This window comes from Geodermatophilus sp. SYSU D00691 (assembly GCF_054050275.1).
Window position 1 is genome coordinate 97,227 of record NZ_JBJGYZ010000006.1, and the last position, 20,762, is coordinate 117,988.

Sequence of the window (20,762 nt, forward strand, 5' to 3'; positions counted from 1 at the left end):
GGATGGACGGCGTGAGTCGCATCGTGCTGGGCGTCAGCGGCGGCGTGGCCGCGTACAAGGCCGCCCTGCTCCTCCGCCAGTTCACCGAGGCGGGGCACGACGTCCGCGTCGTCCCCACCCCGGGCGCCCTGCACTTCGTCGGCGCCGCCACGTTCGAGGCGCTGTCCGGCAACCCGGTCACCACCGACGTCTGGGACGACGTGCCCGAGGTGGCGCACGTGCGCATCGGCCAGACCGCCGACCTCGTCGTCGTCGCCCCGGCCACCGCCGACCTGCTCGCCCGCGCCGCGGCCGGCCGCGCCGACGACCTGCTCACCGCGACCCTGCTCACCGCGCACTGCCCGGTCGTGTTCGCCCCCGCGATGCACACCGAGATGTGGCTGCACCCGGCCACCCAGGACAACGTCGCCACACTGCGCCGCCGCGGCGCCGTCGTCCTGCCGCCCGCCGTGGGCCGGCTCACCGGCCCCGACTCCGGCCCCGGCCGGCTGCCCGAGCCCGCCGACATCGCCGCCCTCGCGCTGGTCGTCCTCGAGCAGGGGGCCGCCGCGCTCGCCCCCGACCTGGCCGGGCGCCGGGTCGTCATCAGCGCCGGCGGCACCCGCGAGCCGCTGGACCCCGTGCGCTACCTCGGCAACCGCTCCTCGGGCAAGCAGGGCTGGGCGCTGGCCCGGGTCGCCGCCGCGCGCGGCGCCGAGGTCGTGCTGGTCGCCGCCAACGTCGACCTGCCCGCGCCGTTCGGCGTCCGCGTCGTCCCGGTCGGGACGGCGGAGGAGCTGCGCACCGCGGTGCTGGCCGAGGCCAAGGACGCCGACGTCGTCGTCATGACCGCCGCCGTCGCCGACTTCCGCCCCGAGACGGTGGCCGCCACCAAGATGAAGAAGGGCACCGCCGGGGAGCCCACCTCGGTGCCCCTGGTGCGCAACCCCGACGTCCTCGCCGAGCTGGTCGGCTCGCGGGCGCCCGGTCAGCTCGTGGTGGGCTTCGCCGCCGAGACCGGCGACGCCGACGGCGACGTGCTGGCCCACGGCCGCGCGAAGCTGGCCCGCAAGGGCTGCGACCTGCTCGTCGTCAACGACGTCTCCGCCGGCCAGGCGTTCGGCCGGCCCGACAACGCCGCCGTCGTGCTGGCCGCCGACGGCGCCGCGACCGACATCCCGCGGGGCAGCAAGGACGCCGTCGCCGCGGGGATCTGGGCCGCGGTCGGCGGCCGCCTGCCCGCCCCTGCCGACGGCTGATCACCGACCCCGCCCACTGCGCCGGTAACGTTGCGCACGCCGGGTTGCCGCCGCACCCGTCCGACGACCCGAGGAGTTCCGAGTGGCACGCCGTCTCTTCACGTCCGAGTCGGTGACCGAGGGCCACCCCGACAAGATCGCCGACCAGATCAGCGACTCGATCCTGGACGCGATGCTCGAGCAGGACCCGCGCAGCCGGGTCGCCGTCGAGACCCTCATCACCACCGGCCAGGTGCACATCGCCGGGGAGGTGACCACCAACGGCTACGTCGAGATCGCCGAGATCGTCCGGCAGACCATCCTCGGGATCGGCTACGACTCCTCGCGCAAGGGCTTCGACGGTGCCTCCTGCGGCGTGAGCGTCTCCATCGGTCAGCAGTCCCCGGACATCGCCCAGGGCGTCGACACCGCCTACGAGGCCCGCACCTCCGGCTCGGCCGAGGACGAGATCGAGCGGCAGGGCGCGGGCGACCAGGGCCTGATGTTCGGCTACGCGACCGATGAGACCCCCGAGCTCATGCCGCTGCCGATCGCGCTGGCCCACCGCCTGGCCCGGCGGCTGTCCGCGGTGCGCAAGGACGGCTCCGTCCCCTATCTGCGCCCGGACGGCAAGACGCAGGTGACGGTGGTCTACGAGGACGACCGGCCGGTCGCCGTCGACACGGTCGTCGTCTCCTCGCAGCACGCCGAGGACATCTCGATCGAGCAGCTGCTCGCCCCCGACGTGCGCGAGCTGGTGGTCGAGCCCGAGTTGGCGGCGCTCAACCTGCCCACCGACGGTTACCGGCTGCTGGTGAACCCCACCGGCAAGTTCGTCATCGGTGGCCCGATGGGCGACGCCGGCCTCACCGGCCGCAAGATCATCGTGGACACCTACGGCGGCATGGCGCGGCACGGCGGCGGCGCCTTCTCGGGGAAGGACCCGTCGAAGGTGGACCGCTCGGCGGCCTACGCGATGCGCTGGGTGGCCAAGAACGTGGTCGCCGCGGGGCTGGCGAAGCGCTGCGAGGTGCAGGTCGCCTACGCCATCGGTGCCGCCCACCCGGTCGGCCTGTTCGTCGAGACGTTCGGCACCGGCACGGTGGCCGACGAGGTCCTGGAGAAGGCGATCACCTCGGTGTTCGACCTCCGCCCGGGTGCGATCGTGCGCGACCTCGACCTGCTGCGGCCGATCTACAAGCCGACCGCCGCCTACGGCCACTTCGGCCGCACCGACCTCGACGTCCCGTGGGAGCGGGTGGACCGCGCCGACGCGCTGCGCTCGGCGGTCGGGGCCTAAGCGCGCGCAGGATCGTCGTCAGCCGGGGCGACACTGGGCCGGACCACCGCTCCCGGCCCGAACGGAGACCCCGCTGACCGCGGTCGAGACCACCGACGCCGACCCGGGCACCCGCCACGCGCGGGTGGCCCGAGTCGTCGTCGACGTGCCCCTGGCCCACCTCGACCGGCCGTTCGACTACGCCGTCCCCGACGAGCTCGCCGAGCAGGTCCGGCCCGGGTGCCGGGTGCGGGTGCGCTTCGCCGGGCAGCTGGTCGACGGGTTCGTGCTCGAGCTCGGCGACTCCACCGAGCACACGGGCAGGCTGGCGCCGCTGGCCAAGGTGGTCTCGCCCGAGCCGGTGCTCACCCCCGAGGTGGCCGCGCTGGCCCGGTCGGTCGCCGACCGGTGGGGCGGCACGGTGACCGACGTGCTGCGGCTGGCGGTCCCGCCGCGCCGGGCGTCGGCCGAGAAGCGGCCGCCGGCCGACCCGCCGCCGCTCCCGGAGCCGCCCGACCCGGCCGGCTTCGCCCGGTACCCGACGGGGCCGATGCTGCTCGACGCCATCGCCTCCGGCGCCCCGGCCCGCGCGGTCTGGACGTCGCTGCCCGGCGAGGACTGGCCGACCCGGCTGGCCGAGCTGTGCCGCGCGGCGCTCTCCGGCGACCGCGGCGCGCTCGTCGTCGTCCCCGACGGCAAGGACCTCGACCGGCTGGAGGCCGCGGCCGACCGGGTGCTGCCGACGGGCTCGTTCGTCGTCCTGCGGGCCGACGCCGCCCCGGACACCCGCTACCGCCGGTTCCTCGAGGCCGCGCGGGGCACGGCGAAGGTCGTCCTCGGCACCCGCGCGGCGGCGCTGGCCCCGGTCGCCGACCTCGGGCTGGTGGCGATCTGGGACGACGGCGACGACCTGCACGCCGAGCCCCGGGCGCCCTACGCGCACGCCCGCGACGTGCTGGTGCACCGCTCGCACCTGGCCTCGTGCGCGGCCGTGCTCGCGGCGACGGCGCGCACCGCCGAGGCGGCGCTGCTCGTCGAGTCCGGCTGGGCGCACGAGCTCGTCGCCGACCGGGCGACGCTGCGCGCCGCCGCGCCGCGGGTGCAGGCCCTGGGCGAGGACGCCGAGCTCGCCCGCGACCCCGCCGCGCGGACCGCCCGGCTGCCCAGCCTGGCCCACCGGGTGGCGCGGCAGGCGCTGGCCGACGGTGCCCCGGTGCTCGTGCAGGTGCCGCGGGCCGGCTACGCGCCCGGCCTGTCCTGCGCCCGCTGCCGGGCGCCGGCGCGCTGCGCGGTCTGCTCCGGGCCCCTGGGCATCTCCGCCACGCCCGGGCCCGGCGGCTCGCGGGTGCCGGCCTGCCGCTGGTGCGCCCGCCCGGCCGCCACCTTCGACTGCCCGCACTGCCACCACACCAAGCTGCGCGCCTCCGTCGTCGGGGCCGCGCGCACCGCCGAGGAGCTGGGCCGCGCCTTCGCGGGGGCGACCGTGCGGGTCTCGGGCCGCGGCTCCGGGGTGCTGGCGACCGTCCCCGGCGGCCCGGCCGTCGTCGTCGCCACACCCGGCGCCGAGCCGGTCGCCGAGGGCGGGTACGGGGCCGCGCTGCTGCTCGACTCCTGGGCGCTGCTCGGGCGGGCCGACCTGCGGGCGGGGGAGGAGACCCTGCGCCGCTGGATGAACGCGGCGACGCTGGTGCGCGCCGGCGGGCAGGTCGTGGTCGCCGCCGACGCCGCGCACCCCGTCGTCCAGGCGCTGGTCCGCTGGGACCCCGCCTGGCTGGCCGAGCGCGAGCTCGCCGACCGCCGCGAGCTCGGCTTCCCGCCGGTCACCCGCATGGCCGCGGTCTCGGGCACGCCCGCGGCGGTGGCCGAGTTCCTCGACGCCGCCCGGCTGCCCGCCGACGCCGAGCTGCTGGGTCCCGTCCCCGAGCCGCCGCGGCCGGGCCAGGACGACGAGCGCGAGCGCTACCTGGTGCGCGTGCCCCGCGGCGAGGGCCTGGCGCTGGCCCGGGCGCTGGCCGAGGTGCAGGGCGTGCGCAGCGCGAAGAAGGTCGCCGAGCACGTGCGGGTCCAGCTGGACCCCCTGGATCTGGTGTGATGCGCCGGTGAGGACGATCGGACTGCTCGGCGGGATGAGCTGGGAGAGCAGCGCCCTGTACTACCGGCTGCTCAACGAGGGGGTGCGCGACCGGCTGGGCGGGCTGCACTCGGCGCGCTGCGTGCTGCTGTCGGTCGACTTCGCCGAGATCGAGCGGCTGCAGGTGAGCGGCGACTGGGCCCGGGCCGGGGAGCTGCTGGCCGCCGACGCGAAGGCGGTCGAGGCCGCCGGCGCCGAGCTCGTCCTGCTCTGCACCAACACCATGCACCGGGTCGCCGACGCGCTGACCGACGTCCTCGGCGTCCCGCTGCTGCACATCGGCGACGTGACCGCCGCGGCGGTCCGGGCGACCGGGCTCACCCGGGTCGGGCTGCTCGGCACCGCGTTCACGATGGAGCAGCCGTTCCTGGTCGAGCGGATGGCCGCGCACGGCCTCCAGGTGCTCGTCCCCGGGGACGAGGACCGCGCCGAGGTGCACCGGGTCATCTACGAGGAGCTCTGCCTCGGCGTCGTCCGGGAGGAGTCGCGGCAGTTCTACCGCGACGTCGTCGGCCGGCTGGCCGGCCGGGGTGCCGAGGGGGTCGTGCTGGGCTGCACCGAGATCGAGCTGCTGCTCGGGGCCGGCGACGTCGACCTGCCGGTGTTCCCGACGACGCAGCTGCACGTCGAGGCGGCCGTGGCCGCCGCGCTGGGGTAGGGAGCGGCCCGCTTACCCTGGATCGGTGAGCGTCACCCCGATCCGCCTGATGGGCGACCCCGTCCTGCGCCGCAGGGCCGAGGAGGTCGTCGACTTCGACGCCGAGCTGCGCCAGCTCGTCGCCGACCTGACCGACACCATGCACGCCGCCGGCGGCGCCGGCCTCGCGGCCCCGCAGATCGGCGTGGGCCTGCGCGTGTTCACCTGGTACGTCGACGGCGAGGTCGGGCACCTGGTCAACCCCGAGGTGACCGCGGTCGGCGACGAGGAGCAGATCGACCCCGAGGGCTGCCTGTCCATCCCGGGCTTCCGGTTCGACTGCCGCCGGCACCTCTACGTCGCCGCCACCGGGTGGAACGTGCACGGCGAGCCGGTCCGGGTCGAGGGCTCGCACATGCTGGCCCGGGCGGTGCAGCACGAGGTCGACCACCTCGACGGCGTCCTCTTCGTCGACCGGCTCGACGCCGAGGCCCGCGAGGCCGCGCTGGCCGTGCTGCGCGACGCGGAGTGGGCCGGGGAGCAGGCCTACCAGCCGGCCGGCGAGCCCGTGCCGGTGGTGAAGGTGAGCCCGCACTGAGGCTCGTCTTCGCCGGGACGCCGGCGCCCGCCGTCCCCTCGCTGGAGGCGCTGCTCGCCTCCGACCACGAGGTCGTCGCCGTCCTCACCCGGCCCGACGCCCCGGCCGGCCGCGGCCGCCGGGTGAGCCGCTCACCGGTCGCGGAGCGGGCCGACGCCGCCGGCGTGCCCGTGCTGCAGCCGGCCTCGCCCAAGGACCCGGAGTTCCAGGCGCAGCTCGCCGGGCTCGCCGTCGACTGCGTGCCGGTGGTCGCCTACGGCGCGCTGATCCCCGTGCCGGCCCTGGAGATCCCCCGGCACGGCTGGGTCAACCTGCACTTCTCCGTGCTGCCGGCCTGGCGCGGGGCGGCGCCGGTGCAGCACGCGATCATGGCCGGCGACGACGTCACCGGCGCCTCGACCTTCCTCATCGAGAAGGGGCTGGACACCGGGCCGGTGTTCGGCACGCTGACCGAGCCGATCGGCCCGCGCGACACCGCCGGTGACCTGCTCGCGCGGCTCGCGGTCAGCGGGGCCCGGCTCCTCGTGGCCACGCTCGACGGCATCGCGGCCGGCGCCCTGGAGGCGCAGCCCCAGCCGGCCGACGGCGTCAGCCTCGCCCCGCGGATCGAGACCGCCGACGCCCGCGTCGACTGGGCGCTGCCGGCGCACGTGGTCGACCGGCGGGTCCGCGGCGTCACGCCCGCGCCCGGGGCGTGGACCACCTGGCGCGGCGAGCGGCTGCGGGTCGGCCCGGTCGAGCCGGTCGCCGACGGCCCCGCGCTCGCGCCGGGGGAGCTGGCGGTGGGCAAGCACGTGCTGGTCGGCACCGGCTCGGCCCCGGTCCGGCTCGGCGAGGTGCAGCCGGCGGGCAAGCGCGTGCTGCCGGCCGCCGACTGGGCCCGCGGGGCGCGCCCGGAGGCGGGGGAGCGGCTCGCATGAGCGGCCCGCCCCGTCGTCCCGGCGGCGGTCCGAGGTCGGGACGGCGGCCCCGCCGGCCGGTCCCGCGCCGGGAGCTCGACGGCGCCCGGCTGACCGCCTACGACGTGCTGGACGCCGTCACCTCCCGCGACGCCTACGCCAACCTGCTGCTGCCGCAGCTGCTGCGCGAGCGGCAGCTGGAGCCGCGCGACGCCGCCTTCACCACGCAGCTCGCCTACGGGGCACTGCGCGCGCAGGGCACGCTCGACGCGATCCTCGCCCGGCTGGTCGACCGGCCGCTGGCCGACCTCGACCCCCGCGTGCTCGACCTGCTGCGGCTGGGCGCCTACCAGCTGATCGACCTGCGCGTCCCCGCGCACGCCGCCGTCGACACCACCGTCGACCTGACCCGGGCGATCGTCGGTCCCGGCGCCTCCGGCCTGGTCAACGCGGTGCTGCGCAGGGTGGCCGCGGGGGGCGACCGGGCGGCGTGGCTCGCGGAGCTCGGCGCCGGCGGCGACGAGCGGCTCGGGCTGGCCACCGACCACCCGCTGTGGATCGTGCGGGCCTGGCGGGAGGCCCTCGGGGGCGACCCCCTCGACGACGCGGAACTGGAGGCGGCGCTGCTGGCCGACGACGCCGCGCCCGAGGTGCACCTCGCGGCCCGGCGGATCTCCCGTGAGGAGCTCCTGGCGCAGTCCGGCGGCGAGCCGGGGCCGTGGTCGCCGTTCGCCGTCCGGCTGCACGGCGGTGACCCCGGCCGGCTGGCCGCGGTGCGCGACGGCGCCGCCGCGGTGCAGGACGAGGGCAGCCAGCTCGCCGCGCTCGCGCTGACCCGGGCCCCGCTGGAGGGGCCCGACCGCGCCTGGCTGGACATGTGCGCCGGCCCGGGCGGCAAGGCGGGGCTGCTCGCCGCCGTCCGCCCGCCCGGCGTGCGGCTGACCGCCGCCGACCGCGCCCCGCACCGGGCCGACCTGGTCCGCCGGGCCCTCGCCGGCGCCGACGACGTCGCGGTGGAGGTGGCCGACGGCCGGCAGCCGCCGTGGCCGGAGGCGTCCTTCGACCGCGTCCTGCTCGACGCCCCGTGCACCGGTCTCGGCGCGCTGCGCCGCCGGCCCGAGGTGCGGTGGCGGCGGACGCCCGACGACGTCGGCCCGCTGGCCGAGCTGCAGACCGAGCTGCTGGCCGGCGCGCTGCGCTCGGTCCGGCCCGGCGGCGTCGTGGCGTACGTGACCTGCTCGCCGCACACCGCCGAGACCGCCGCCGTGGTCCACGCCGCGGCCGGGCGGGACGACGTCGAGGTGCTGCCGGTCGCGCCGCTGTTCCCCGAGGTGCCCGGCATAGAGCGCGGCCGGTACGCGCAGCTGTGGCCGCACCGGCACGGCACCGACGCCATGTTCATGGCCCTGCTCCGCCGGACCACCTGACCGCTACGGTGCCCCCCGTGCCGTGGCTGCCCGAGGGGTGGGAGCACCCCCTCCGCGTCGACCTGCCCACCGGGGAGCACCTGCGCCCGATGAGCGACGCGGACACCGACATCGACCATCCGGCCGTGATGGGCTCGCGCGAGCGGCTGTGGGCCACCTACGGCGAGGCCTGGGGGTGGCCGCCGGCGACGATGACCGTCGAGCAGGACCGCGAGGACCTCGCCCGGCACGCGCGGGAGATCGCCGCGCACGAGAGCTTCCTCTACGGGCTCTTCCCCGACGACGAGTCGGAGCTGCTCGGCTGCGTGTACGTCGACCCGCCGGAGAAGGCCGGCGACGCCGACGCGGAGGTCTCCTGGTGGGTGGTCGACCGGCTGGTCGGCAGCGACACCGAGCGCGCCCTCGACGAACTCGTGCCGGCCTGGCTGGCCCGCGAGTGGCCGTTGCGCGCGCCCCGCTACGTCGGCCGCGACCTGACCTGGGCGCAGTGGACCGCCCTGCCAGACCGCGACTGACCGTTCACGGGAGCAGCGCCACCTCCGGCGCCGGGATGCGCACGAGGGACGTCACCCGGCCCGCCGTTGCGTTCCCCGTGCGCATCCCGGTGGGGCGGGAACCGGGCTCAGCGCCACTGGGGCGGGCTGGTGCGGCGCCGCGGGGCGCCGTCCCACTCGGCGAGCGGCGCGCTCTGCCACCACCAGTCGGCGTCCGCGGGCGGCACGTCGCCCAGGGGCGCGCGGCCGGTCGCCTGCAGCAACCGCGCCCACCCCGCACCGGGCGGCGTCCACGGCAGCACGCGGTCGACGACGGCGGCGGCCAGCGGCTCGAGCGCCGCGTCCACCGGGTCGGGGCCGCACGCATCCCGCGTGTGCACCAGCAGCTCGGTGCAGGCCATCCCGACCCAGCCGGTGCGGTCGGCCCGGCCGGAGGGGTGGAAGGCCCGCTCGTCGTCGCCCATGCCGTCGAGCAGCCGGGCCAGCTCCTCCGCCGGCAGGGCGAGCTGGGCGGCGAGCTCGGCGCGGCCGGCCCCCGGGTCGCCGTCCCGCGGCGGCGGGAGCCGGCCGGTGGCGCGGGTGCCGACGTGCGCGGCGTAGAGCTCCATCGTGTCGACCAGGTGGTCCAGCGTGCGGCGGGCGGTCCACCCGGGGGCCGGCGGCGCGAGGTCGGCGTCGGGCAGCAGGGCGAAGCGCCGCCCCGCCCACGCCGCGGCGGTGCGCAGGTCGTCGGGGGTGAGCACGGTTCAGCCGGGCCCCGCGTCGCCGACGCGGAGCGCGCCGGCCTGCGAGTGCATCCGCCGGCTCGTGCGGTGCAGGTGCTCGACGACGGCCTGGCACAGCCACGCGACCGGCCCGCCGGCGGCCACCAGCGCCGGGGACGGCAGCTCCGACGGGAGGCGGGTGCGGTTGAGCAGGTCGGCGGCCTGCGCGACGGCGGTCACGCAGGCGTCGGCGGGCGTCCACGTGCCGTCCGGGTGCGCGGGGTCGCGGTCCAGGTCGTCGTCCCGGCCGGGCGCGTCGTACCGGTCCCGGCGGAAGCGCAACCGCCGGCGGTGCCAGCGCCCGGAGGCCACGTTGGCCTCGACGAGGTCGCGGAGCCCGATCCGGCGCTCGTCCAGCCAGCCGTCGAGCGAGCGCTCCGGCTCGGCACCGATCGCGGCGAGCAGCCGGTCGGCGGGGGCGAACCCGGTCGGGGTCTCGTCGACGACCACGCTGTCGGCGGTCTGCTCGATCCGGCCGGCCAGCGCCAGGTCCAGCAGCAGCCCCGCCCGGACGGCGGGGCCGCAGATGGTCCAGTCGCCCACGCGGCCGCGGCGGTCGAGGCACAGGGCGGCGACCCGGGCCGCGACGCCCCCGGTGAACTGCGCATCCGTCACGGGCGCAGGCTAGGTCAGGAGCTGATCAGGCCGCACCTAGACTCGGCAGACGTGTCCCGTGCCCCCCTGATCGCGCCGAGCCTGCTCTCGTCCGACTTCGCGCGCCTGGCGGAGGAGTCGCAGCGGGTCGCCGACGCCGACTGGCTGCACGTGGACGTCATGGACAACCACTTCGTGCCGAACCTGACGCTGGGTCTGCCGGTGGTCCGGGCGATCCAGGAGGTCAGCCCGGTGCCGCTGGACTGCCACCTGATGATCGAGGCGCCCGAGCGCTGGGCGCCGGGCTACGCCGAGGCCGGCGCCCGCAACGTGACGGTCCACGCCGAGGCGGTCACCGGCGACCCGCGGTCGGTCGCCCGCGACCTGCGCGCGGCGGGGGCGCTCGCCGGCCTCGCCATCAAGCCGGGGACGCCGCTGGACGACGTCCTCGAGGTGCTGCCCGACTTCGACACCCTGCTGGTGATGACCGTCGAGCCCGGCTTCGGCGGCCAGGAGTTCATGGCCGAGGTGCTGCCGAAGGTGCGCCGGGCGCGCGAGCTGGTGCAGAGCGGCCACCTGCAGCTGTTCGTCGAGGTGGACGGCGGCATCAACGCCGACACCATCGAGCAGGCCGCCGCGGCCGGCGCCGACGTGTTCGTCGCGGGCTCCGCCGTCTACGGCGCCGACGACCCGGCCAAGGCGATCGCCGCGCTGCGCGCGCAGGCGAGCACGGCGTTCCGCGGCTGACCGTGGAGGTCACCCCGGCCGAGCGGGCCGCGATGGCGCGCGCCCGCGAGCTCGGGCTCGGCGTGCTCGGCACGACCAGCCCCAACCCGCCGGTGGGGGCCGTGGTCCTGGACGCCGACGGCGCGGTCGCGGGGGAGGGGGCCACGTCCCCGCCCGGCGGGCCGCACGCCGAGGTGCGCGCGCTGGCGCAGGCCGGCGGGCGCGCCCGGGGCGGCACCGCCGTCGTCACCCTCGAGCCGTGCGCGCACACCGGCCGCACCGGCCCCTGCTCCGACGCCCTGATCGCTGCCGGCGTCGCCCGCGTCGTCGTCGCCGTCCCCGAGCCCACCCGGCTCGCCGTCGGCGGCGCGGACCGGCTGCGCGCCGCCGGGGTCGACGTCGTCCTGCCCGTCGAGCAGGCCGAGGCGGAGGACGGCGCGCTGGCCTCGTGGCTCACCGGCGTCCGCGAGCACCGCCCGCGGGTGGTGTGGAAGGCGGGCGCCACCCTCGACGGCCGGGTGGCCGCCGCCGACGGCACCAGCCGCTGGATCACCGGCCCCGAGGCCCGCGCCGCGGTGCACCGGATCCGCGCCGCCTGCGACGCCGTGGTCGTCGGCGGCGGGACGGCGCTGGCCGACGACCCGCAGCTGACCGTGCGCGACGCCGGGGGCCGGAACGCCCCCCGGCAGCCGCTGCGGGTCGTGGTCGACCGACGCGGCCGGCTGCCGCGGACCGCGCGCGTCCTCGACGACGCCGCGCCCACCCTGGTCACCGCCGCCGCGACGCCGCGCGCCGTCCTCGACGAGCTGTTCGCCCGCGACGTGCGGCGGGTGCTGCTGGAGGGCGGCCCCACGCTGGCCGCCGCCTTCCTCCGCGACGGGCTGGTCGACGAGGTCGTCGTCCACCTCGCCGCGAAGCTGCTCGGGGCCGGTCCCTCCCTGGTGGGGGACCTGGGAATCGGGACGATCGCCGACGCGCTGACCCTGGAAGTCGTCGACGTCACCCTGCTGGGCGGGGACGTGCAGCTCCTGCTGCGCCCCACCCGGCACACTGAGGGTGGCGCAGCGCGCGCGAACGGGAGGTCGTGAAGGTGTTCACCGGGATCGTCGAGGAGGTCGGCACCCTGCTGGTCCGCGAGGAGCAGTCGGACGCCGTCCGCCTGTCCATCCGGGCGCGCAAGGTCCTGGACGGCGTCGCGCTCGGCGACTCGATCGCGGTCAACGGCGTCTGCCTGACCGTGACCGACGTCCGCCCCGACGGGGACGCCGCGGTGTGGGGCACCGACGTGATGGCCGAGACCCTGTCGCGCAGCAGCCTCGGCGCGCTCGGCGCGGGCGACCCGGTCAACCTGGAGCGCGCGGTGACCGCGCACACCCGGCTCGGCGGGCACCTGGTACAGGGCCACGTGGACGGCGTCGGCTCGGTCGTCTCCCGCACCCCCGGTGAGCACTGGGAGGTGGTGCGGATCGCCGTGCCGCCGCAGCTGGCCCGCTACGTCGTCGAGAAGGGCTCGATCACCGTCGACGGCGTCTCGCTGACCGTCAGCGCGGTCAGCCCGCTGGGGACGGCGGGCGGGTCAGCCGACACAGCCCCCGAGCCCTGGCTCGAGGTCAGCCTCATCCCCACCACCCTGCGCGAGACCACGCTCGGCACGCGCGCTCCGGGGGACCCGGTCAACCTGGAGGTCGACGTGATCGCGAAGTACGTGGAACGACTGCTGGAGGCCCGGCGGTGAGCGGCACGCGGCTCGACTCGATCGAGGACGCCATCGCGGCGGTCAAGAGCGGCAAGCCCGTCGTGGTCGTCGACGACGAGGACCGCGAGAACGAGGGCGACCTGATCTTCGCCTCCGAGCTCGCCACCCCCGAGCTGGTGGCCTTCATGGTCCGCTACACCTCGGGCTACATCTGCGTGGCGCTCACCGAGGCCGACGCCGACCGGCTCGACCTGCCGCCGATGTTCCGGGTCAACCAGGACCGCCGCGGCACCGCCTACACGGTGACCGTCGACGCCCGCGAGGGCGTCACCACCGGCATCTCGGCGGCCGACCGCGCGCACACGATCCGCCTGCTCGCCGACGTGTCGACGTCGTCGGCCGACCTGTCGCGGCCGGGCCACATCGTGCCGCTGCGGGCCAAGGACGGCGGCGTGCTGCGCCGGCCGGGCCACACCGAGGCCGCGGTCGACCTCGCCGTCCTGGCCGGGCTGCGGCCGTCGGGGACGCTGTGCGAGATGGTCAGCGAGAAGGACCCCACCGGCATGGCCCGGGCCGACGAGCTGCGGGTCTTCGCCGACGAGCACGACCTCTGCCTCATCTCGATCGCCGACCTGATCGCCTACCGCAAGCGCTTCGACAAGCTGGTCGAGCGCGTCGCCGAGGCGACCGTGCCGCTCGCGCCGGGCACCTTCACCGCGGTCGGCTACGCCAGCAGCTACGACAACCGCGAGCACGTCGCGTTCGTCATGGGCGACATCGGGGACGGCGAGGACGTGCTCGTCCGCGTGCACTCCGAGTGCCTCACCGGCGACGTCTTCGGCTCGCTGCGCTGCGACTGCGGCCCCCAGCTGCAGGCCGCGCTGGAGGCGGTCGCCCAGGAGGGCCGCGGCGTCGTGCTCTACATCCGCGGGCACGAGGGCCGGGGGATCGGCCTGCTGCACAAGCTGCAGGCCTACCAGCTGCAGGACGCCGGCGTGGACACCGTCGACGCCAACCTCGACCTGGGCCTGCCCGCCGACGCCCGCGACTACGGCACCGGCGCGCAGATCCTGGTCGACCTCGGGGTGCACACCATGCGGCTGCTCACCAACAACCCCGCCAAGCGCGCGGGGCTGGAGGGCTACGGGCTGAAGATCGTCGGCCGCGTGCCGCTGCCCAGCCACGTCACCCAGGAGAACCTGGCCTACCTGCGCACCAAGCGCGACCGCATGGGCCACCTGCTCGACATCATCGAGCCGGAGACCGAGGCCGGCCCGGCCGACACCGTCCCGGGCACCGACGTGCCCCTCGGCCAGCAGGAGCAGCAGCTGTGAGCGGCCAGGGAGCGCCGGAGGCCCAGCCGGTCGACGCCGCCGGCCTGTCCGTCGGCATCGTGGCCACCACCTGGCACGCCGAGATCACCGACTCCCTGCTCGGGCGGGCGCTGGCCGCCGCCGAGGCCAGCGGCGTCGCGGCGCCGACCGTCGTCCGGGTGCCCGGGGCCGTGGAGCTGCCGGTCGTCGCCCAGGCGCTGGCCGAGCGGCACGACGCCGTCGTCGCGCTCGGCGTGGTGGTCCGCGGCGGCACCCCGCACTTCGAGTACGTCTGCGACTCGGTCACCGCCGGGCTCACCCGGGTCGCCCTCGACGCCGGCAAGCCGGTGGGCAACGGCGTCCTGACCACCGACGACGAGCAGCAGGCCCGCGACCGGGCCGGGCTGCCCGGCTCGGCCGAGGACAAGGGCTGGGAGGCCACCATCGCGGCGCTGCGGACCGCGCTGGTGCTCCGCGACCTGCGGACCCCGGCCCGGCCCACCGGCTTCCGGATCACGCCGGCCGGGGACGGTCGCGCGTGAAGACCTTCGACGAGCTCTTCGGCGAGCTGGCCGGCAAGGTCGCCGCCGGGGACCCGGCCTCGGGCACCGTCGCCGCCGTCCGCGACGGCGTGCACGCGGCGGGCAAGAAGGTGGTCGAGGAGGCCGCCGAGTCGTGGATGGCCGCCGAGCACGAGTCGCTCGACCGGACGGCGGAGGAGATCAGCCAGCTCCTCTACCGGGTGCAGGTGCTCATGCTGGCGCGGGGTCTCACCCTCGACGACGTCTACGCTCACCTGTGATCCCCGTCGGTTAGGAGTTCGTCCCGTGCTGCGCATCGCCGTGCCCAACAAGGGCGTCCTGAGCGAGCCCGCGGCCGAGATGCTCGCCGAGAGCGGCTACCGGCAGCGGCGCAGCACCAAGGACCTCGCCGTCTACGACCCCGAGAGCGACACCGAGTTCTTCTACCTGCGGCCGCGGGACATCGCCGTGTACGTCGCCTCCGGCACGCTCGACGTCGGCATCACCGGCCGCGACATGCTCATGGAGACCGCGCCGGCCGACGGCGAGGGACCGGCAGCGGTCGAGGTCATGCCGCTGGGCTTCGGGCGCTCGTCGTTCCGCTTCGCCGTTCCGGTGGAGTCGGGCATCTCGACCATCGAGCAGCTGTCCGGCAAGCGGATCGCCACCGCCTACCCGGTGCTGCTGCAGCGGCACCTCGCCGAGGCCGGCATCAAGGCCGCGGTGGTCAAGCTCGACGGCGCGGTCGAGACCGCCTGCCGGCTGGGCGTGGCCGACGCGGTGTGCGACGTCGTCGAGACCGGGACGACGCTGCGCGCGGCGGGCCTGCAGATCATCGGCGAGCCGGTGCTGGGCAGCGAGGCGATCCTGGTCCGCCGGGAGGGCGCCGAGGAGATCCCGGCCGTGGCGCAGCTGCGCCGGCGGCTGCGCGGCGTCCTGGTGGCCCGGCAGTACGTGATGCTCGACTACGACTGCCCGAACGAGCTGCTCGAGAAGGCCACCGCGATCACGCCCGGCCTGGAGGGGCCGACGGTCAGCCCGCTGCAGACGCCGGGCTGGTCGGCGGTGCGCGCGATGGTGCCCCAGGGCGAGACCAACCGGCTGATGGACGAGCTCTGGGAGCTCGGCGCCCGCGCGATCCTGGTCACGAAGATCCACGCGTCGCGCATCTGAGCCGTGCGCGCGCCGCTGCTGCTCGCCGCGCTCCTGCTGGCCGGCTGCGCCGGCGCCGACGGAGGACCGGACGCGGGCGCCCCGGCGCAGCTCGACCAGCTGGAGGTGGTGCTCGCCCGCGGCGACGGCACGCCGGCCCAGACCTGGACCCTGGTGTGCGGCGGCGGCGTGGCCGGCGACCACCCGGCGGCGGCCGCGGCCTGCACCCACCTCGAGGGCCTCGACGACCCGTTCGCGCCGCTGCCCGCCGACGCCGTCTGCACCGAGCAGTACGGCGGCCCGCAGACCGCGCACGTGACCGGCCGCTGGCGCGGGGAGCCGGTCGACCGGCAGCTGTCCCGGGTGGACGGCTGCCCCATCGCCCAGTGGGACGCCCTCGGCCCGCTGCTGCCCGCGTAGCGGCCGACCACCCGCGCGGGTGGCGACCGCACGGCGCGGGTGAGCAGTCCCCGGAACGGCGACGGCCCCCCGACCGCCGGGGTCGGGGGGCCGTCGGCCGCGGTCGTCAGCGCACGCGCGTGGTGCGGTCCACCAGGTCGATCGCGGTGCACAGGCCCAGCGCCATCGCGCGGCCGCTGGTCGAGCCGGTGGCCAGCAGGCCGGCGATCGCCGGGCCCAGCGGCCGCTCGCCGACCAGGCCCTGCAGGACGGCGGCGTACTCGCCGCTGACCCGCCCGGCGGCCGCGTGCCGCAGCAGCGCCCGGGACAGCTCGGTGGTGCGGCCGGCGGCCAGCGAGTAGACGCCGGCGGCGAACCGCTCGGCGGCCGGGTGCCCGAGGAGGACCAGGCCGGCCATCGTGCCGGCCATGACGTCGTCACCGGCCGGGGTCAGGCCGGGGCCGAGCCCGATCAGCCGGGCCGCCGTGCGCAGCGCCGCGTCCAGGTCGGCCCGGCGGACGGCGCCGCGCAGCGCGGCGAGCGGGCCGCCGGGGCCGGTGGGCAGGCCGGGGAGGGTGAAGGCGCTGTGCGGGACGCCCTCGCCGTAGAGCGCGTTGCGCAGCTGGCGCACGCCCTCGGGCAGCAGCGCCGGGCGGGCGTGCGGCAGCCGGGGGCGCGGGTCCCACCAGGCGGCGGCGCTGACCGCGAGGTCGCCGACCACGATGCGGCCGCCACCCACCTCGGCCGGGGCGCCGGTGGGCAGGGCGACCAGGGGCCGGCCGTTGCTCGGCCGGAAGAGCACGCAGCCCAGCGGCAGCCGGGCGGCGTCGCTGGTGAGGACGCCGACCACGTCGCCGCCGCGCTCGTTCTGCACCTGCAGGTAGACGGCCGCCGGGAGGCTCATGAGCACGCGCGCCGGGCGGACCGGGCCGCGCAGCAGCTCGGCGACGCCGGTGCTGGCGGAGGCCGGGACCGCGGTGGCGGCGCGGGCGGGGACGGCGGTGCGGGCCGCGGCCTGGGCGGACTCGCGGGGGAGGGGGATCAGGGGCACCCCGGCACGCGCGGCGCGTCCGCGGGGCGCGTCCGGCTGAGTGCGGCGGCCACCCGGGCCAGTGAGTTCGTCGATGGTGCGCATGGCGGCCCTTCCGGCGGAGGCGTCGACGGGAGCGCCGTGCTGATGGCCCCCGCCGGGTCCCTCGCTCCCCGACGGAGGGGGTGGCACTCACCACCAGGGGTGACGGCCTACCATCCAGCGGGTTGCGGTGAACCTGGTCACGAACCTATGCGGCGCGTCGCGCGGCCTCGTATGGCGGAAGTTGCCAAGAATGGCAGCGGCCGACCGGGCACTCCTGACAGCGGATCGGGATGTGGCAGTCTGTTTGGCAACTGAAGGGGGATGACCCGTGACCCAGGGTGATTCGTCACTCACGGCCGCCACGCAGCGTAGTTCGACGGTAGCGTTCCGTCGCAGTGCGCAGTCCGCGCGTGCCACCTTCCCACAGCCGTTCGCCGAGCGCACTTCGTGGCACGACCGGATGGGCCTCACGCTGGCCGAGGCGCTCCGGCTGCCCGCGCTGGCCGGCACGACGGTGGTCGCCGGGCGGGACGGGCTCGACCGGCCGGTGCGGCACATGGTCGTCGACGACCCGGCCGACCCCCTGGCCGTCGCCGCCTCGGACGTCGTCGTCGTCCTCGGCGCGCGGCTGCCCCCGGCCGACCCCGCCAACTGCCGGGCGCTGGTCGAGCGGCTGGTCTCGATGGGCACCGCCGCGCTGGCGTTCCGCCGCGCCGAGGGGCCGGCGCCGGTCCCCGGCGAGGTGCTCGCCGAGGCCGACCGGCGCGGCTTCCCGGTCCTGGCGCTGCCGGCCGGCGTGCGCATGGACGAGGTCCTCTCCGAGGTCCTCGGCGCGGTGGTCAGCAAGCAGAGCGAGGCGCTGTCGCTGACCTCGCGCATGCACAACCAGTTCATCGACGTCGCCCTCACCGGCGGCGGGCTGGCCGAGGTCACCGACCAGCTCTCCGGGTTCCTCGAGGGCGCCGCCGTCCTCGGCCTCGGCCCCGACCGCGAGATCGCGACCAGCGCCGGCCCCTCCGAGGACGTCGCCGAGATCAGCGACTGGCTCTGGCTGCTCGACGCCGCCGCCGACGACGCGCTCGCCGAGCTGGCCCCGGCGCGGCGGCTCTCCGGCGTCCGCGCCGACCAGAGCGTGGTCACCCCGGCCGACGTGCTGGCCGACGCCGACCTCAACCCCGCCGACGGCATCCTGCTCGTCCCCGGGCACCACGAGCTGCCCGGCGGGGTGGGGGAGTACGCCGTCGCCCCGATCATGGCCGGCGACCAGCGCCACGGCTGGCTGGTCGCGGTGCACCGCACCGGCCCGCTCATGGTCGGTGCCGGTGGCGTCCTGGAGCAGGCCGCGATGGTGTCGGCGCTGTCGGTGATCCGCCAGCAGGCCGTGCACTCGGTCGAGCTGCGCTTCCAGGGCGACCTGGTCCGGCGGCTGGTCGGCGGCTCGCTGCGGCACACCGAGCGCGCGCTGGCGCAGACCCGCTCGTTCGGCTGGCGGCTCGACGGCCCCGTCGTCGTCCTGGTGTCGGCGACCGAGACCGTCGCCGACCCGCAGGCCGACCCGACCCGGGCCCTCGACGTCCTCGACCGGCTGGCCGACGGCTGGCGGGCCGCCCTCGAGGGCGAGGTCGCCGGCGCCGCCGTGGCGGGGCTGTCGACCGAGATCGTCACCGTGCTGCCGCTCGACGGGCGCAACCCCGAGGAGATCTCCTCCCTGGTCTCGGCGGTGACCTCGCGGGTGAACGCCCGGCTGCGCCGGGTGGGCCGCGTGCTGGGCACCGGCATCGGGCGCCCGTCGCCGACCATCACCGGGCTCGGCGACGCCTACCAGCAGGCGCAGCGGGCGCTGTCGGTCGGCCAGGAGATCCACGGCACCTCCGCGGTCACCCACTTCGACCAGCTCGGCGTCTTCCGGCTGCTCTCGCTCATCCCCGACAGCACGGAGCTGCGCTCCTACGTCGATGAGGTGCTCGGCCCGCTGGCCGACAGCACCGACCCCGACTCAGCCGACCTGCGCGAGACGCTGCGGGTGCTGCTGGAGACCAACCTCAACGTGGCGGAGTCGGCGCGCCGGCTGCACTTCCACTACAACACGATGCGCTACCGGATCGGCAAGCTGGAGCGGCTGCTGGGCCCCTTCACCACCGACCCGACGCTGCGGCTGAACCTGCTGCTGGCCCTGCACGCCGCCCGCATGCGGGGGCTGGACCAGCCGCACCGCCCGCCCATCGAGTCGGTGCCGGCCCCGCTCATGCCCGACGACGGACTGGACGCCCTGATCTGAAAAAGGACCCCCTGCCCCCCACCGCTCGCACGCTCGCAGCGGGACCCTGCAGGGGGCCGGACCGGGGAGGCGGCGTGAGCGAACAGGTGGACGCGCTCATCGCGCGGATGAGCGCACTGCAGGCGCAGCTGGAGGCGGCCGGCGACCCGGCGCGCTTCTTCCTCGGCACCTACCTGCGCATCACCGAGGCGGTCCGGGCCGCGCTGGACGACGGCCTGTTCGAGGACCCCGCCTGGCTGGCGGAGTGGGACACCGACTTCGCCGGCTTCTACCTCGACGCGCTCGAGGCCCACCGGCGCGACCCGGCGACCGCGCCCGCCCCCTGGCGGCGGGCGTTCGGCGCCCGGGCCGGGCTGCGGCCCGAGGCGCACGTGCTGCTCGGCGTCAACGCGCACATCAACTACGACCTGCCCCAGTCGCTGGTGCGGGTCATCGCGCCGGGTGACTTCGCCGACCCGGGGGTGCTGGCCGCCCGCGAGCGCGACCACCAGCGGATCGACGGCGTGCTCGCCTCCCGCGTGGGCGCCGAGGACCTCGAGCTGCGCCGGGCCGGTGACCCGCGCACCCTGCTCGACCACCTGCTGACACCGGTCAACCGCCTGGCCACCCGGATCTTCCTGCGCGAGTCCCGGCGGAAGGTCTGGGCCAACGCGGCCGCGCTGAACGCCGCACGGCTGGACGGCGACGACGCGTTCGGCCGCCGGCTCGCCGAGCTCGAGTCCCTCAGCGACGCGCGCGTCGCCGACCTGCTCCGCCCCGGCCCGGTGCTCGTGCGCCTCGCCGTGCACGGCTTCGGCGTCACCCTGCCGCAGGAGCGCTAGCCGGGGATCGGGACGCCGACGGCGTAGAGGACGTCGTCGCGCTCGTGCACGAAGCCCAGCCGCGCCGCCACCGCCCGGCTGGCCGTGTTGCCGGGGCTCGTCGTCCACGTCGGCCGGTGCCCGCGGGCGCGGATGTCGGCCACCAGCGCGGCGGTGCAGGCCCGGGACAGCCCGCGGCCGCGGAAACCGGGCTCGGTCACCACGCCGATGTCCTCGAAGCGCCGCCCGACGTAGAAGGAGCAGGCCACGGCGACCGGCCGGTCGCCGTCGAAGGCGGCCCAGGCGTACCCGGATGCGGCCAGCCCCGCGGCGCCGTCCCACGTCTCGCCGATCCAGGCGATCGACGGGTCCAGCGCCGCCAGGGCGGCCGCGTCGCCCGTGCCGAGCCGGCGCACCCGCGCGCCGGGCGCCGGCACGTCGACCGACTCCGGCAGGACGGCGACGACGCGGTCCCAGACGGCCAGGCCGGGATCCACCTCGCGCAGCGCCGGCAGCCACTCCGGCGGCGCCTCCACCAGCCCCCGCAGTCCGGGGACGGCCCGCGGCGTGCCGCGGACGGCGACGTTGTCGCCGGGCAGCTCCGCCAGCACCGTCGACGGGTCGGGCCAGCGGTCGACGGCGCACCGGCCGACGCCGGAGGAGACGACGTGCTGCTGGATCAGCGGTCCCGGCCGCTCGGGCGCGAAGAAACGGCCCACCGCGGCCGGATCGACATCGAGCATCGCCGCGAGGCTATCCGGC

22 protein-coding genes are annotated in these 20,762 nt (G+C 76.9%); 18 read left to right on the forward strand and 4 right to left on the reverse strand.

The annotated features are described in order from the left end of the window. The first annotated feature begins 2 nt into the window (after positions 1-2). From coaBC to ACI797_RS06335, 8 genes are all read left to right on the forward strand, one after another. Positions 3-1,238 carry a bifunctional phosphopantothenoylcysteine decarboxylase/phosphopantothenate--cysteine ligase CoaBC gene (gene coaBC, locus ACI797_RS06300; protein ID WP_456857663.1) on the forward strand — a complete coding sequence of 412 codons (1,236 nt, stop codon included), beginning with the start codon at positions 3-5 and terminating at the stop codon, positions 1,236-1,238. 82 nt (positions 1,239-1,320) lie between these two features. Next, positions 1,321-2,517 (forward strand): methionine adenosyltransferase, encoded by a 1,197-nt coding sequence (metK, locus tag ACI797_RS06305; RefSeq protein ID WP_456857664.1) that lies wholly within the window; start codon positions 1,321-1,323, stop codon positions 2,515-2,517. Between the two features lie 124 nt (positions 2,518-2,641). Further along, complete coding sequence (locus ACI797_RS06310; protein ID WP_456857665.1) at positions 2,642-4,588, forward strand: primosomal protein N'; 1,947 nt, start codon at positions 2,642-2,644, stop codon at positions 4,586-4,588. 7 nt (positions 4,589-4,595) lie between these two features. After that, entirely contained in the window at positions 4,596-5,285 is a 690-nt protein-coding gene (locus tag ACI797_RS06315) for an aspartate/glutamate racemase family protein (RefSeq protein ID WP_456857666.1), read from the forward strand. A 25-nt stretch (positions 5,286-5,310) separates the two neighbouring features. After that, positions 5,311-5,862 (forward strand): peptide deformylase, encoded by a 552-nt coding sequence (gene def / locus ACI797_RS06320; protein ID WP_456857667.1) that lies wholly within the window; start codon positions 5,311-5,313, stop codon positions 5,860-5,862. Continuing rightward, positions 5,793-6,782, forward strand: coding sequence for a methionyl-tRNA formyltransferase (gene fmt, locus ACI797_RS06325; RefSeq protein WP_456857668.1), 990 nt, complete (start codon positions 5,793-5,795; stop codon positions 6,780-6,782). Before def ends, fmt begins: the two co-directional genes overlap by 70 nt. Continuing rightward, on the forward strand, positions 6,779-8,188 hold the full coding sequence (locus ACI797_RS06330) for an RsmB/NOP family class I SAM-dependent RNA methyltransferase (RefSeq protein WP_456857669.1): 1,410 nt from the start codon (positions 6,779-6,781) through the stop codon (positions 8,186-8,188). Before fmt ends, ACI797_RS06330 begins: the two co-directional genes overlap by 4 nt. 17 nt (positions 8,189-8,205) lie before the next feature. Continuing rightward, positions 8,206-8,703, forward strand: a complete 498-nt coding sequence (locus ACI797_RS06335) for a hypothetical protein (RefSeq protein ID WP_456857670.1) — start codon at positions 8,206-8,208, stop codon at positions 8,701-8,703. A 107-nt stretch (positions 8,704-8,810) separates the two neighbouring features. On the opposite strand, the gene ACI797_RS06340 is transcribed toward ACI797_RS06335, so the two are convergent. Beyond that, positions 8,811-9,425, reverse strand: coding sequence for a DinB family protein (locus ACI797_RS06340; protein ID WP_456857671.1), 615 nt, complete (start codon positions 9,423-9,425; stop codon positions 8,811-8,813). 3 nt (positions 9,426-9,428) lie between these two features. Beyond that, positions 9,429-10,061 carry a GPP34 family phosphoprotein gene (locus ACI797_RS06345; RefSeq protein ID WP_456857672.1) on the reverse strand — a complete coding sequence of 211 codons (633 nt, stop codon included), beginning with the start codon at positions 10,059-10,061 and terminating at the stop codon, positions 9,429-9,431. Positions 10,062-10,112: 51 nt separating this feature from the next. On the opposite strand from ACI797_RS06345, the gene rpe reads away from it, so the two are divergent. Genes rpe through ACI797_RS06385 form a run of 8 tightly spaced genes read left to right on the forward strand, consistent with a single transcriptional unit; the run spans position 10,113 to position 15,868 of the window. Beyond that, positions 10,113-10,787, forward strand: coding sequence for a ribulose-phosphate 3-epimerase (gene rpe / locus ACI797_RS06350; protein WP_456857673.1), 675 nt, complete (start codon positions 10,113-10,115; stop codon positions 10,785-10,787). Between the two features lie 2 nt (positions 10,788-10,789). Then, positions 10,790-11,854 carry a bifunctional diaminohydroxyphosphoribosylaminopyrimidine deaminase/5-amino-6-(5-phosphoribosylamino)uracil reductase RibD gene (gene ribD / locus ACI797_RS06355; protein ID WP_456857674.1) on the forward strand — a complete coding sequence of 355 codons (1,065 nt, stop codon included), beginning with the start codon at positions 10,790-10,792 and terminating at the stop codon, positions 11,852-11,854. A gap of 2 nt (positions 11,855-11,856) precedes the next feature. Beyond that, on the forward strand, positions 11,857-12,501 hold the full coding sequence (locus ACI797_RS06360) for a riboflavin synthase (RefSeq protein WP_456539666.1): 645 nt from the start codon (positions 11,857-11,859) through the stop codon (positions 12,499-12,501). Beyond that, the gene (locus tag ACI797_RS06365; protein ID WP_456539667.1) at positions 12,498-13,796 is read left to right on the forward strand and encodes a bifunctional 3,4-dihydroxy-2-butanone-4-phosphate synthase/GTP cyclohydrolase II; all 1,299 of its coding nucleotides are present in this window, start codon (positions 12,498-12,500) and stop codon (positions 13,794-13,796) included. Before ACI797_RS06360 ends, ACI797_RS06365 begins: the two co-directional genes overlap by 4 nt. Continuing rightward, entirely contained in the window at positions 13,793-14,317 is a 525-nt protein-coding gene (gene ribH, locus ACI797_RS06370) for a 6,7-dimethyl-8-ribityllumazine synthase (protein ID WP_456539668.1), read from the forward strand. The genes ACI797_RS06365 and ribH overlap by 4 nt, the downstream gene beginning before the upstream one ends. Continuing rightward, positions 14,314-14,577, forward strand: coding sequence for a phosphoribosyl-ATP diphosphatase (locus ACI797_RS06375; RefSeq protein WP_456857675.1), 264 nt, complete (start codon positions 14,314-14,316; stop codon positions 14,575-14,577). Before ribH ends, ACI797_RS06375 begins: the two co-directional genes overlap by 4 nt. Positions 14,578-14,602: 25 nt before the next feature. Further along, positions 14,603-15,469, forward strand: a complete 867-nt coding sequence (hisG, locus tag ACI797_RS06380) for an ATP phosphoribosyltransferase (protein WP_456857676.1) — start codon at positions 14,603-14,605, stop codon at positions 15,467-15,469. 3 nt (positions 15,470-15,472) lie between these two features. After that, positions 15,473-15,868, forward strand: coding sequence for an SSI family serine proteinase inhibitor (locus ACI797_RS06385; protein ID WP_456857677.1), 396 nt, complete (start codon positions 15,473-15,475; stop codon positions 15,866-15,868). A gap of 106 nt (positions 15,869-15,974) precedes the next feature. Here ACI797_RS06385 and ACI797_RS06390 read toward each other — a convergent pair whose 3' ends face one another. Then, positions 15,975-16,898, reverse strand: a complete 924-nt coding sequence (locus ACI797_RS06390) for a DUF2877 domain-containing protein (RefSeq protein ID WP_456539672.1) — start codon at positions 16,896-16,898, stop codon at positions 15,975-15,977. A 484-nt stretch (positions 16,899-17,382) separates the two neighbouring features. Here ACI797_RS06390 and ACI797_RS06395 point away from each other — a divergent pair, with 484 nt between their 5' ends. Beyond that, positions 17,383-19,200: a PucR family transcriptional regulator gene (locus tag ACI797_RS06395; RefSeq protein WP_456857678.1), complete on the forward strand. Its 1,818-nt coding sequence runs from the start codon at positions 17,383-17,385 to the stop codon at positions 19,198-19,200. Between the two features lie 74 nt (positions 19,201-19,274). Then, positions 19,275-20,021 carry a DUF5995 family protein gene (locus tag ACI797_RS06400; protein WP_456857680.1) on the forward strand — a complete coding sequence of 249 codons (747 nt, stop codon included), beginning with the start codon at positions 19,275-19,277 and terminating at the stop codon, positions 20,019-20,021. Here the strand turns inward: ACI797_RS06400 and ACI797_RS06405 are convergent. Then, a complete protein-coding gene (locus ACI797_RS06405) occupies positions 20,018-20,743 on the reverse strand; it encodes a GNAT family N-acetyltransferase (protein WP_456857682.1) in 726 nt (241 codons plus the stop codon). The genes ACI797_RS06400 and ACI797_RS06405 overlap by 4 nt on opposite strands. Positions 20,744-20,762: the final 19 nt, after the last annotated feature.